10 protein-coding genes are annotated in these 13,272 nt (G+C 71.4%); 4 read left to right on the top strand and 6 right to left on the bottom strand.

Annotated elements, in window-relative coordinates; genetic code table 11:
• Positions 1–125 precede the first annotated feature (125 nt).
• Entirely contained in the window at positions 126–1,169 is a 1,044-nt protein-coding gene (locus ACZ4NT_RS00150) for a zinc-dependent alcohol dehydrogenase family protein (protein WP_467722386.1), read from the bottom strand.
• Positions 1,170–1,211: 42 nt separating this feature from the next.
• On the bottom strand, positions 1,212–3,428 hold the full coding sequence (locus tag ACZ4NT_RS00145) for an MMPL family transporter (RefSeq protein WP_467722384.1): 2,217 nt from the start codon (positions 3,426–3,428) through the stop codon (positions 1,212–1,214).
• 209 nt (positions 3,429–3,637) lie between these two features.
• Here ACZ4NT_RS00145 and ACZ4NT_RS00140 point away from each other — a divergent pair, with 209 nt between their 5' ends.
• From ACZ4NT_RS00140 to ACZ4NT_RS00130, 3 genes are all read left to right on the top strand, one after another.
• Positions 3,638–4,312, top strand: coding sequence for a TetR family transcriptional regulator (locus tag ACZ4NT_RS00140; protein ID WP_467722860.1), 675 nt, complete (start codon positions 3,638–3,640; stop codon positions 4,310–4,312).
• 153 nt (positions 4,313–4,465) lie between these two features.
• Positions 4,466–4,705 (top strand): heavy-metal-associated domain-containing protein, encoded by a 240-nt coding sequence (locus tag ACZ4NT_RS00135; protein WP_121402963.1) that lies wholly within the window; start codon positions 4,466–4,468, stop codon positions 4,703–4,705.
• A gap of 113 nt (positions 4,706–4,818) precedes the next feature.
• On the top strand, positions 4,819–7,089 hold the full coding sequence (locus ACZ4NT_RS00130) for a heavy metal translocating P-type ATPase (RefSeq protein ID WP_121402962.1): 2,271 nt from the start codon (positions 4,819–4,821) through the stop codon (positions 7,087–7,089).
• Between the two features lie 596 nt (positions 7,090–7,685).
• Here the strand turns inward: ACZ4NT_RS00130 and ACZ4NT_RS00125 are convergent.
• From ACZ4NT_RS00125 to ACZ4NT_RS00110, 4 genes are all read right to left on the bottom strand, one after another.
• Positions 7,686–8,975, bottom strand: a complete 1,290-nt coding sequence (locus ACZ4NT_RS00125; RefSeq protein ID WP_121402961.1) for a citrate synthase — start codon at positions 8,973–8,975, stop codon at positions 7,686–7,688.
• A 265-nt stretch (positions 8,976–9,240) separates the two neighbouring features.
• On the bottom strand, positions 9,241–11,499 hold the full coding sequence (gene recD2 / locus ACZ4NT_RS00120; protein WP_467722381.1) for an SF1B family DNA helicase RecD2: 2,259 nt from the start codon (positions 11,497–11,499) through the stop codon (positions 9,241–9,243).
• Positions 11,500–11,538: 39 nt separating this feature from the next.
• The gene (locus tag ACZ4NT_RS00115) at positions 11,539–11,724 is read right to left on the bottom strand and encodes a DUF397 domain-containing protein (RefSeq protein ID WP_467722379.1); all 186 of its coding nucleotides are present in this window, start codon (positions 11,722–11,724) and stop codon (positions 11,539–11,541) included.
• Between the two features lie 8 nt (positions 11,725–11,732).
• On the bottom strand, positions 11,733–12,569 hold the full coding sequence (locus ACZ4NT_RS00110) for a helix-turn-helix domain-containing protein (protein ID WP_467722377.1): 837 nt from the start codon (positions 12,567–12,569) through the stop codon (positions 11,733–11,735).
• A 224-nt stretch (positions 12,570–12,793) separates the two neighbouring features.
• Between ACZ4NT_RS00110 and ACZ4NT_RS00105 the strand changes: the two genes are divergently transcribed.
• The gene (locus tag ACZ4NT_RS00105; RefSeq protein ID WP_467722375.1) at positions 12,794–13,213 is read left to right on the top strand and encodes an ATP-binding protein; all 420 of its coding nucleotides are present in this window, start codon (positions 12,794–12,796) and stop codon (positions 13,211–13,213) included.
• Positions 13,214–13,272: the final 59 nt, after the last annotated feature.

Here is a 13,272-nt window from a genome sequence, read left to right as displayed (position 1 = left end):
TTCGCCCCCACCCCCGCAAAACCACGCGCACACAACACACCCCCCCCCCCCCCCCCCCCCCCCCCCCCCCCCCCCCCCCCCCCCCGGCCCGGGGCCCCGAGACGGTGCCGTACCCGGGCGGCCCGTCAGGCCCAGGGGTCGATGACGGTCACCCCGGACGCGGGAGCCGTGCCCAACGCCGCCAGCGCGGCCGGTGCAACGTCGAGCGGGACCGTGGAGGTGACGAGCAGGTCGGGCCGGAGCACTCCCGCCCGCACCAGCTCCAGCATCCGCGGATAGGCGTGCGCCGCCATCCCGTGGCTGCCCAGGACTTCGAGTTCGAGCCCGATCACGCGCGCCATCGGGACCGGGGTGGATCCGGTCGGCGTGGGCAGCAGGCCCACCTGCACATGGCGTCCGCGACGGCGCAGCCCGTTCACCGAAGCCGCGCAGGTGGCCGGGGAGCCGAGGGCGTCCAGGGACAGATGAGCGCCGCCGCCCGTCAGGTCGCGCACCGCCTGTGCCGTGTCCGCGGTCCGCGAGGCGTCGACGCAGGCGGCCGCACCGAAGCGCCGCGCCAGATCCAGGGCCGGGGCCGACACGTCGACCGCGACCACCCGCGCGCCGGAGGCCGCCGCGATCATCACCGCCGACAGCCCGACGCCTCCGCACCCGTGCACGGCGACCCACTCCCCCGCCGCCACCCGCCCCTGCGCGACCACCGCGCGGAACGCCGTGGCGAACCGGCAGCCCAGTGCCGCCGCGGTCCCGAAGGACAGCTCCTCCGGCACCGCCACCAGGTTCACGTCCGCGTGGTCGAGCGCCACGTACTCGGCGAAGGAGCCCCAGTGCGTGAAGCCCGGCTGGGTCTGGCGCTCGCACACCTGCTGGTCGCCCGCCGCGCAGGCGGAACAGGTCCCGCAGGCGCAGACGAAGGGCACGGTGACCCGGTCGCCCGGACGCCACCGGCTCACCCGCGCGCCCACGGCCTCGACGACTCCGGCGAGTTCGTGTCCCGGCACGTGCGGCAGCGTGATGTCGGGGTCGTGCCCCTGCCAGCCGTGCCAGTCGCTGCGGCACAGCCCGGTGGCCCCGACCCGCACCACCACGCCGTGTTCGGCGGGCTCCGGGTCCGCCACCTCGCGCACCTCGGCCGGCTCGCCGTACCCCTCGAACACCACTGCCCGCATCCGTCCAGCCCCTCGCGCGGAGATCACTTGCCGGAGGGAACGCTAGCCGGGCACCCCGGCCTTGTCCCGGTCCCGGCCGGGCTCGTCCGCGGCGGCGGCCGCCGGCTGCGGCTCCCCCTCGCTGAGCCCGAACCGCTCGTGGAAGCGCCGCAGCGGGCCGGGGGCCCACCAGGTGGCGCGGCCGGTCAGCCGCATGACGGCCGGCACCAGCAGGGACCGCACGACCATCGCGTCCATCAGGACGGCCAGTGCGATGCCCAGGCCGAGCATCTTGGTGTTGGTCACCCGCGAGGTGCCGATCGCGACCATCACGACCGCCAGGATGACCGCGGCGGCCGTGATGAGCCCGCCGGTGCGCTGGAGGCCGAAGCGGACCGCTTCCCGGTGGTCGCCCGTCGCGTCGAACTCCTCCTTGATGCGGGAGAGCAGGAAGACGCCGTAGTCCATGGAGAGTCCGAAGGCGACGCAGAACATCAGGACCGGGAGGGTGGTCTCGATGGAGCCGGAGCTGGTGAAGCCGAGCACTCCCGACAGGTGGCCGTCCTGGAAGACCCAGACCACCGCTCCGAACATGGCCGTCAGGCTGAGCGCGTTCAGCAGCACCGCCTGGACCGGTATCAGCACGCTGCCGGTCAGGAGGAAGACGAGGAGCAGGGTGACGATCGCGACGAAGGCCGCCGCCCACGGCAGCCGGTCGGCTATCGCGTGCTTGGAGTCGACCAGCACGGCCGCCGTGCCGGTGACCCGGGTCTCGAACGGGGCGTCCGCCGCGCGCAGTTCGCCCACCAGCCGCTGGGCCCCGTCGTCGACGGCCTCGCCCTTCGGCAGCACCGTGAAGTACGCCGAGTCGCCCTTCACCAGGGGGCCGTCCACCCGCCGCACCTCGGGCAGCGCGGCGATCCGGTCCCGGTACGCGGCGTACTCCGTGCGGGTGGCGGGGCCTTCGGCGAGCACTTCCAGGCCGCCGCCGGGGCTGCCCGGGAAGCCGTCCCGGATGTGCTGCTGCACGACGTGGGACTCGGCGCCCGAGGGGAGCTGGCGGTCGTCGGCCGTGCCGAACCGCACGCCCAGGAAGGGCAGTCCGAGGACGACGAGCGCGACGGTGGTGGCCAGCGCGAAGATCGGCGCCCTGCGCATGACGAGGGCGGCGGTGCGCCCCCAGGCGGCCCCGTCCTCCCCGCCGGTGCGCGGTCGGCCGCGGCGCAGCAGCCGCCGCAGGTCCAGGGAGTTCACCCGGTGCCCGAGCAGGACCAGCGCTGCCGGGAGCAGGACCAGGGCGGCGCCGGCGGCGAGCAGCACCACGGCGATGCCCGCGTACGCGAAGGACCGCAGGAAGTACTGCGGGAAGAGGAGCATCGCCGCCAGGGACACGGCGACGGTGAGGGCGGAGAAGAGGACCGTGCGCCCCGCGGTGCGCAGGGTTCTGGCGACGGCGGCCCGCGGCTCGGCGCCCGCGGACAGCTCCTCGCGGAACCGCCGGACGATGAACAGGGCGTAGTCGATGGCGAGGCCGAGCCCCAGGGCCGTCGTGAGGTTCATCGCGAAGACGGAGACGTCCGTGAGCTCCGTGAGCCCGCGCAGCACCGCGTTCGTGCCCAGGATGGCGATGATGCCCACGCCGAGCGGCAGCAGGGCGGCCACCGCGCTCCCGAACACCATGACCAGGAGCAGGAGGGTCACCGGCAGGGCGATGAGCTCGGCGCGGGTCAGGTCCTCGCGGATGGTCGTCTGCATCTCGTGACGCACGGCGACCGGTCCGCCGACCCGGACCTCGACCGGGCCGTGCGTCCCGCGGTAGGCGGGCGCCAGGCGGTCCAGGGTCTCGCCCGCCGTCTTCTCGTCGCCGGTGATCCTGGCAGCGAGCAGCGCCTCGTGCCCGTCGGCGGCCCGGAGGGCCGGTGAGCCCGACTGCCAGTACGAGCCGACGCCCGTCACACCGCGCTCGGCGGCGAGCCGGGCCGCGAGCCGCTTCGCCTCGGCGGCGACCGAGGGGTCGTCGACCGAGGCGCGGCCCGCGTCGACGAGGAGGAGGAGATTGGGCTGCGAGGCGGGGAACTCCCTCTCCAGCGCCTTGGTCGCGTAGGTGGACTGGGCGCCCGGATCCTCCCAGCCGCCGCTGCCCAGCCGGTCGGCGACGCCGCTGCCGGCCACCACCGCGAGGGCGGTCAGCAGCAGGGCGACGAGCAGCGAGAGCCGCGGCCGCGCCGTCACGAAGCGGGTCCAGCCGCCGATGCGCGGGGTCCTGTTGACTTCGGTCATCGTGCGGTGTCCCCTTCACCGAGACCCCTGTCGGCCGCTCGGGTGCGCGCGTCCGTCGGGCACGTCCGGGCAGGCCGCACGGGTCGTCCTGTGCCATAGACTGGCAAACACGAGTCATCGCTCGCGTTTTCCCAAGAATGCGAGCGACCGCTCGTGTTTGTCAATCGCGCCCTGAGAGCTGGGGATAACTCGTGCCCGACAAGCCCGACATGCCCGACCGTCAGACCGGCGGGTCCGCCACCGCAGAGGGGGTGGCGCCGGAAGAGAAGCCGCGCCGGCGCCAGGCCCGCGGCGAGCGCCGCATCGCCCAGCTCCTCGAAGCCGCCGCCTCGGTCTTCTGCCGGGCCGGCTACACGGGCGCCAGCACCAACGCGATCGCCCGGGAGGCGGGCGTCTCCCCCGGGACGCTCTACCAGTTCTTCCCGAACAAGGAGGCCCTCGCGGTGGGCCTCAGCGACCAGTTGCTGCACGACTGGCGCGCGTCGCAGGGCCAGGCGCTCGCTCCCGAGAACATCGGGCTGCCGCTGGACGAGATGCTCGACGCGGTCCTCGACCCGCTGATCGAGTTCAACGTGGCCAACCCCGCCTTCGGCGTCCTGATGCACGGCCCCGACACCCCGGGCCGGATCACCGAGGAGATCAACACCCTGCACGGCGCGGTGCTGACCCGGGTCGAGGACATCATCGCCGGGTACCTGCCCGACGCCCGGCCCGACGAGCGCACCCGGACGGCGAACATGACGCTCGCCCTGTTCAAGGCCGGGCTCGACCTGATCATGTCGCACGAGGGCGCCGAACGGGACGCCTACGTCGCGGAGCTGAAGACCGTCATGTACCGCTACCTGAAGCCCCGGGCCGGGGACACGGGCCCCGGCCCGGCCTGAGACCCCGCGGCGCCCCGGCCGGCTCCGCCGCGCTCCCCCCGCGCCTTCAGTACCCCCTAGGGGTATAGTGTGGAGTACGTCGGGTGGGAACCCGCCCTTGCACGGGCCCCCACCCGCCCACCTACGCGCCCCGCCTCCACGAGGAGTAACGCCATGACCGTCCAGACCGGCACCCCGCACTCCGTCACCACCGTCTACCGGGTGGGCGGGATGAGCTGCGGGCACTGCGAAGGCGCCGTCTCCGGCGAGATCTCGGAGCTCGCCGGCGTCGAGTCGGTGAAGGCCGTGGCCTCGTCCGGCGAGGTCACCGTCGTGTCCGCGGCGCCGCTCGACGACGACGCCGTGCGCGCCGCGGTGGACGAGGCGGGCTTCGAGCTCGTCGGCCGCGCCTGACCCCGCAGGACCCCGCCGGCGGCCCCGCCCGCCGGCAGCTCGTCCCAGCTCCGGGCCGTACCGGCCGGCTGATACCGACTCCGTACGGCCCGGCCCATCGACTGGAGCCGGACATGACCACCGCAGCAGCCGGGACCGCGGAGACGGACACCTCCGCCCCCGTCCCGGCCTCCGAGGTCGAACTCCTCATCGGCGGAATGACCTGCGCCTCCTGCGCGGCCCGCGTCGAGAAGAAGCTCAACCGCATGGACGGAGTCACCGCCACGGTGAACTTCGCCACCGAGAAGGCGAAGGTCTCCTATCCGGCGGGGACCCGGGTCGCCGACCTGATCGCCACCGTCGTGAAGACGGGATACACCGCCGAGGAGCCGGCCCCGCCTCCCGCGGAGGAGACGCCGCCCGCCGAGGGGGCGCCGCCCGGCGAGGACGATCCCGAACTGGCCTCCCTGCGCGAGCGGCTGACCGTCTCCGCCGTCCTCGCGCTGCCCGTCGTCCTGATGTCGATGGTCCCGGCCCTGCAGTTCGAGAACTGGCAGTGGCTCTCCCTCACCCTCGCCGCTCCCGTCGTCGTCTGGGGCGGCCTCCCCTTCCACCGGGCCGCCCTCACCAACGCCCGGCACGGTGCGGCCACCATGGACACGCTCGTCTCCGTCGGCACCCTCGCCGCCTTCGGCTGGTCCCTGTGGGCCCTGTTCCTCGGGGACGCCGGCATGGCGGACATGCGGGACGGATTCACGTTCACCGCCTCGCGCACGGACGGCGCGTCCACGATCTACCTGGAGGTGGCCGCCGGAGTCGTCGCGTTCATCCTGCTCGGCCGCTATCTGGAGGCCCGCTCGAAGCGGCGCGCCGGGGCGGCCCTGCGGGCCCTGATGGAGCTGGGCGCGAAGGACGTCTCCGTCCTCCGCGACGGCCGCGAAGTGCGCGTTCCCGTCGGCCGGCTGGCCGTCGGCGACCGCTTCGTCGTGCGCCCCGGCGAGAAGATCGCCACCGACGGCACCGTCGTCGAGGGCTCCGCAGCGGTGGACGCGTCCATGCTGACCGGCGAGTCGGTACCGGTGGACGTGTCCGCCGGGGACGCCGTCACGGGCGCCACCGTCAACGCCGGAGGCCGGCTCGTCGTCGAGGCGGACCGCGTCGGCGCGGACACCCAGCTCGCCCGGATGGCGCGGCTCGTCGAGGACGCGCAGAACGGCAAGGCCGAGGTCCAGCGCCTCGCCGACCGGATCTCCGGTGTCTTCGTGCCCGTGGTGCTGCTGATCGCCTTCGGCACCCTCGGCTTCTGGCTGGGCCTCACGGGGGACGCGGTCGCCGCCTTCACCGCGGCCGTCGCGGTGCTGATCATCGCCTGCCCCTGCGCCCTGGGCCTCGCCACCCCGACCGCGCTGATGGTCGGCACGGGCCGCGGCGCCCAGCTCGGCATCCTCATCAAGGGCCCCGAGGTCCTGGAGTCCACCCGGCGGGTCGACACCGTCGTGCTGGACAAGACCGGGACGGTGACGACCGGCCGGATGACGCTGCACGAGGTGTACGCCGCCGACGGGACCACCGAGAGCGAGGTACTGCGGGCAGCGGGGGCCCTGGAGCACGCCTCCGAGCATCCGATCGCCCGGGCCGTCGCGGCGGGCGCCCAGGAGCGCACCGGCGCCCTTCCGGCCGCGGAGCACTTCGAGAACGTCGCGGGGCTCGGCGTGCGCGGACGCGTGGAGGGACGGGACGTCCAGGTGGGGCGGCTGCCCCACGGCGCGCTCCCGCCGGAGCTGGCCCGCGCCAAGGCCGCGGCCGAGTCGGACGGGCGTACGGCGGTCGTGGTCACCCGGGACGGGGCGGCGGTCGGCGTCCTCACCGTCGCCGACGCGATCAAGGAGACCAGCGCCGAGGCGGTACGGGAGCTGCGCGCCCTCGGGCTCACGCCGGTGCTGCTCACCGGCGACAACCGGGTGGTGGCCGAATCCGTGGCCCGCGCCGTCGGCATCGACGAGGTGATCGCCGAGGTGCTGCCCGAGGAGAAGGCGGCGGTGATCGAGCGGCTCCGCGGCGAGGGGCGGACGGTCGCGATGGTGGGCGACGGGGTGAACGACGCCGCCGCCCTCGCGCTCGCCGACCTGGGCCTCGCGATGGGGACCGGCACCGACGCGGCGATCGAGGCGAGCGATCTGACGCTCGTGCGCGGGGACCTGCGGGTGGCGGCGGACGCGATCCGGCTGTCGCGGAAGACGCTGTCCACGATCAGGGGAAACCTGGTGTGGGCCTTCGGATACAACGTGGCCGCGCTGCCGCTGGCCGCCGCCGGACTCCTCAACCCGATGATCGCGGGGGCGGCCATGGCCTTCTCGTCGGTGTTCGTGGTGACGAACAGCCTTCGGCTCAGGGCATTCTCATGACGACGAGGCCGGAGTCCCTCTAGAGTCCAACGGAAGCCTCACATAAGCTCTTCACAAGGCTCGCGCATCTTCCTTACGCTTGGCCTCCGATCGACGTATCGGGGCTCTTGCGCATTTTCAGGACATATGCAAGAGACGCAGATCACAGTGATGTGAACGTAACCAACGAAGGGGTTCGTGAGTCTAAGTTGGCGATGCCAGACACGTCTTGGGGGGCGTGGACGGTGTCGGGGGATGTCTTGGGGGACGTTCCCGGAACTGCGTTGCCGGGGCACGTACGCCGGAGAGCTTTGAGCGGCCCTCCCGGTCCGTACGGGTCCCGGCAGACCGCACCGTGCTTCGCAGTGGCGCACGTAGTTTTGCTCGTTTAGCTCGCAGCGATTTCAGGCGCTGTCCCACAGACGCCCGGCCGGATCCCGTGGGGGGAATCCGCACCGGGACAAGGAAAGCGCCCTGACTGCCGGCCCGTGGGGGGACCGGTAGCAGGGCGCTTTCCGTATTCTCTGAACGCTCGGTTCGCCTCCGGAGCACAGGCGCGCCCCCTCGGTTCACTCACCGAAGGGGCGCCGTCGGAGCAGGGACCCGGAGGAAGACCGTCAGCGGGCCTCGACCGGGACGAAGTCGCGCAGGACCTCGCCCGTGTAGATCTGGCGCGGGCGGCCGATGCGGGAACCCGGCTCCTTGATCATCTCGTGCCACTGGGCGATCCAGCCCGGCAGCCGGCCGAGGGCGAACAGGACCGTGAACATCTCGGTCGGGAAGCCCATGGCGCGGTAGATCAGACCCGTGTAGAAGTCCACGTTCGGGTAGAGCTTGCGCTCGACGAAGTAGTCGTCGGCCAGCGCGTGCTCCTCCAGCTTCAGCGCGATGTCCAGCAGCTCGTCGGACTTGCCGAGCGCGGAGAGGACGTCGTGCGCCGCCGCCTTGATGATCTTCGCCCGGGGGTCGAAGTTCTTGTAGACGCGGTGCCCGAAGCCCATGAGCTTCACGCCGTCTTCCTTGTTCTTCACCTTGCGGATGAAGGTGTCGACGTCGCCGCCGGAGGCCTGGATGCCTTCGAGCATCTCCAGCACCGACTGGTTGGCGCCGCCGTGCAGCGGGCCCCAGAGGGCGGAGATGCCGGCGGAGATCGAGGCGAACATGTTCGCCTGCGAGGAGCCGACCAGGCGGACGGTGGACGTCGAACAGTTCTGCTCGTGGTCCGCGTGCAGGATGAGCAGCTTGTCGAGCGCGGAGACGACGACCGGGTCCAGGTCGTACTCCTGGGCGGGGACCGAGAAGGTCATGCGCAGGAAGTTCTCGACGTACCCGAGGTCGTTGCGCGGGTAGACGAACGGGTGACCGATCGACTTCTTGTACGCGTACGCCGCGATCGTCGGGAGCTTGGCGAGCAGGCGGATCGTCGAGAGGTGCCGCTGCTTCTCGTCGAAGGGGTTGTGGCTGTCCTGGTAGAAGGTGGACAGCGCGCTGACCACGGACGACAGCATGGCCATCGGGTGGGCGTCACGCGGGAAGCCGCGGAAGAAGTTCTTGACGTCCTCGTGCAGCAGGGTGTGCTGCGTGATCTCGCCCTTGAAGGTGGAGAGCTGGTCGACGGTCGGCAGCTCGCCGTTGATCAGCAGGTACGCCACCTCGAGGAAGGTGGAGCGCTCGGCCAGCTGCTCGATCGGGTAACCGCGGTACCGGAGGATGCCTTCCTCGCCGTCGAGGTAGGTGATCGCGGATTTATAGGCAGCGGTGTTGCCGTATCCGCTGTCGAGCGTCACCAGACCGGTCTGGGCGCGGAGCTTCCCGATGTCGAAGCCCTTGTCGCCGACGGTGCTGTCGATCACCGGGTAGGTGTACTCGCCATCGCCGTACCGCAGTACTACAGAGTTGTCGCTCACGTCATCCCTCACCGACGTTGTGCCTCTTCTTCGAGGTGCCCTGACTGTCTCTACCATCCCCCATTTGGCCCTGGAGAGTGCACTCGGGGTCGACCATTGGGCCTATTGGCGGCACTCAGTGCCGCCAACCTGCTCATCCTGCCCCCCTCCGCCCCGCTTCCGGAAGTGGAGTGTGACCTTTGTGACTCATTTGATCGATCATTTTCTTCGATACCTGTGACGGCGGGCGTTCTGACCCGTTCTCACAGAATGCACCGGCCGGCCGTCAGGGGCCGGTCGGCCGCGGGGCGAGGCGGTGGTCCAGGGCCGTGCACCGGCGGCCCGCGGACACGGTGCGCACCGCCTGGCCTATCGCCCTGCGGGAGCCGACGAGGACGACCAGCTTCTTCGCGCGGGTGACCGCGGTGTAGAGCAGGTTGCGCTGGAGCATCATCCACGCGCTCGTGGTCACCGGGATCACCACCGCCGGATACTCGCTGCCCTGGGAGCGGTGGATGGTCACCGCGTACGCGTGGGCCAGCTCGTCGAGCTCGTCGAACTCGTACGCCACCTCCTCGTCCTCGTCCGTGAGCACCGTCAGGCGCTGCTCGTCCGGGTCGAGGGAGGTGACCACGCCGACCGTGCCGTTGAAGACGCCGTTCGCACCCTTGTCATAGTTGTTCCGGATCTGGGTGACCTTGTCGCCGACGCGGAAGACGCGCCCGCCGAAGCGCTTCTCGGGAAGGCCGGGGCGGGCCGGTGTGACGGCCTGCTGGAGGAGGCCGTTGAGCGCTCCGGCGCCCGCCGGGCCGCGGTGCATCGGGGCGAGTACCTGCACGTCGCGGCGCGGGTCCAGGCCGAATTTGGCGGGAATGCGCCGGGCCACCACGTCGACGGTGAGGCGGCCCACCTCCTCGGTGTCGTCCTCGACGAAGAGGAAGAAGTCGTCGAGGCCCTGGGTGAGGGGCTGCTGCCCCGCGTTGATCCGGTGGGCGTTCGTCACCACTCCGGACTGCTGGGCCTGGCGGAACACGCGGGTGAGGCGGACCGCCGGGATCGGGCTGCCGTCCGCGAGCAGATCGCGCAGGACCTCGCCGGCGCCGACGCTGGGGAGCTGGTCGACGTCCCCCACGAACAGCAGATGGGCGCCCTCGGCGACCGCCTTGACCAGCTTGTTGGCGAGGAGGAGGTCCAGCATGGAGGCCTCGTCCACGACCACCAGGTCGGCGTCGAGCGGGCGCTCCCGGTCGTACGCCGCGTCGCCGCCGGGCTTCAGCTCCAGGAGCCGGTGCACGGTGGACGCGTCGGCGCCGGTGAGCTCCGCGAGGCGCTTGGCCGCTCGCCCCGTCGGAGCCGCGAGCAGGATCTTCGCCCCCTTGGCGCGGGCCAGCTCCACGATCGAGCGCACGGTGAACGACTTGCCGCAGCCGGGCCCGCCGGTGAGGACGGCGACCTTCCTGGTCAGCGCGAGCCGCACGGCCGCCTCCTGCTCGGGGGCCAGCTCCGCACCCGTGCGCCCCTTGAGCCAGCCGAGCGCCTTGCCCCAGTCCACGTCGCGGAAGCCCGGCATGCGGTCCTCGCCGGTGCGCAACAGGCGCAGCAACTGCGCGGACAGCGACAGTTCGGCACGGTGGAAGGGGACCAGGTACACCGCGGTGACCGGATCGCCGCCGTCCGGACCCGGGACCTTCTCGCGTACGACTCCCGGCTCCTCGCCGTCCTCCCCGGGCGCGGCCAGGTCACCCAGGCACTCGATGACCAGTCCCGTGTCCACCTGGAGGAGCTTCACGGCGTCCGCGATCAGCCGCTCCTCGGGCAGATAGCAGTGGCCCTGGTCGGTGGACTGCGACAGCGCGTACTGGAGACCGGCCTTGACGCGCTCCGGGCTGTCGTGCGGGATGCCGACGGACTGCGCGATCTTGTCGGCGGTGAGGAAGCCGATGCCCCAGACGTCCGAGGCGAGGCGGTAGGGGTGGTTCTTCACCACGGAGATCGACGCGTCCCCGTACTTCTTGTAGATACGGACGGCGATGGAAGTGGACACCTCGACGGTCTGGAGGAAGAGCATGACCTCCTTGATCGCCTTCTGCTCCTCCCAGGCGTCGGCGATCTTCCTGGTGCGCTTGGGACCGAGGCCGGGGACCTCGACGAGCCGCTTCGGCTCCTCCTCGATGATCCGCAGCGTGTCGGTGCCGAAGTGCCGGGTGATGCGGTCCGCGAAGACCGGGCCGATGCCCTTGACCAGGCCCGAGCCCAGGTAGCGGCGGATGCCCTGGACGGTGGCTGGCAGCACCGTCGTGTAGTTCTCCACCGTGAACTGCTTGCCGTACTGCGGGTGGGAGCCCCAGCGGCCCTCCATGCGCAGGGACTCGCCCACCTGGGCGCCGAGCAGCGAGCCGACCACGGTCAGCAGGTCGCCGGCACCGCGCCCGGTGTCCACCCGGGCGACCGTGTACCCGGTCTCCTCGTTGGCGTATGTGATGCGCTCCAGTACGCCTTCGACCACCGCCAGGGTCACCTGGCGGGTCCCCGCCTGATTGGACATGGTCCGACCGTACCGGTGGGGTGTGACACCCGTCAGGGATCAGCGCCGGGGGTCCCTCTTCAGCCCCTCGACGAAGGGGACGAAGGCCGTGACCGGGAACGTGAGGACGGCCCGGCCCGGAACCTTCGAGTCGCGGACGGACACGTGGGTGGGGCGGGCGGCGATCTCGACGCAGTTGTTGCCGTCGTCGGGGCCCGAGTAGGACGACTTACGCCACTTGTCCATGGGGTGGCTCACAACTCCCTCGCCAGCTGGTGAATGAAGTCACGCGACCGTTCCGGTCCCAGTGACACGCCGTCCAGCTTACGGAAGCGCGTTCGAAAAGTGTTCAATTGTGCTTCGGCGTCGATGAAAGCCGAGCCATGCGGTACGTCGCGCACCACCGTGTCCAACTTGGGCAGGGGTCCACCCAAGTACGCCATGGTGCTCGCAGCTTGGGCGAAGTTGTCCAGGTCGAAGGGGATGACGCGCACAGTAATGTGATCGGCTTCGGAGAGCTCAAGGAGTCGACTGAGCTGAGATCTGCACGCGGCGCGGTCGCTGACCCGGATACGTAGCGCGGCCTCGTGAATCACCACCTCGTACGGGATGGCGACTTCCTGGCGCGCCATCCGATGGAGGACGCGCAACTCCAACTCCTCTGGAGCCAGTTCGGGCACCCGCGCCGAGAAGACGGCACGGGCGTACTCCTTTGTCTGCAACAGGCCGGGCACGTACAGGATGGCCACCTCGTTCTGGAACACGGCATGGTGTTCCAGTTCGGCCAGGTCCAGGAACGACGTGGGCAACTGCCCCCGGTACTCCTCCCACCACCCTCGCGTCCGATCCGTCGCCATGGCCACGAGCGCGTCGACGAACTCCTCATCCGTACAGGCGTAATGGGAGGCGAGGCGACGCAGCCTCTGCTCGCTCACACCGGCGAGTCCGGCTTCGATGTGGCTGATCTGAACCCTGTTGACCCCGAGCAGCGACGCTGCCTCCGTCGCGGTCAACCCCGCCGCCTCACGGAGCCTGCGCAGTTCCACCCCGAGACGCACCTGACGTGCCGTCGGTTCACGCCTCAGGACCATTGACCGCTCCCCGTTCAACAAGTGCGCCGGTGCGACTCGTTCGGGGTCAGATTACGCGATCCGCTTGCTCGGTCTTACCTGTTAGACCTACCTTCAGTGACGCGACGCACACACTGCGGCACCACCGGGACTCCGGAAGCGCACCGCCCCGTCCTGCCATGACGGGCGCGACACTGCCACCGCCGGCCCGCCGCAACTCCCCCTTCACCGAACGGAGTTCACGCATGCCCGAAACCGAGTCCTGGGAGTACTCCCTGCACGTCCCCAACGACCTGCGCGCCGTCACCGTCAGCCGCCGCACCATCCGCCTGATCCTCACCGTGCACGGGCTGATCGGCCTCACCGATGTCGCCGAGCTGCTCGCGACGGAGCTGATCTCCAACGCCGTACGCCACACGAAGGGCCCGGCCGCCCTCCGGGTGCGCTGGTCGCCGCCGGGCACGCTGCGGATCGGGGCCTGGGACGCGGACCCCGAGCCGCCCGAGCCGCCGGCGCCGTCCGGGCCGGAAGGGCACGAGGAGCACCTGGAACAGGGGCGGGGGCTCGCCCTGGTGCGGGCCTGCTCCACCGTCTGGGGGTGGCACCCGCTGGCGCGGCACGGCAACCGGGGCAAGTACGTGTGGTGCGAGGTGGCGGCGGCCTGACCGCGCCCGCGGCCCGCCCGCCCGACCGGGAGCCGTCGCGGTCACGATTGGATCTCGAC

Source organism: Streptomyces sp. NPDC026417, assembly GCF_055567695.1.
Note: the sequence above shows the minus strand (reverse complement) of the source record. Positions and strands in the feature narration are given on the sequence as shown.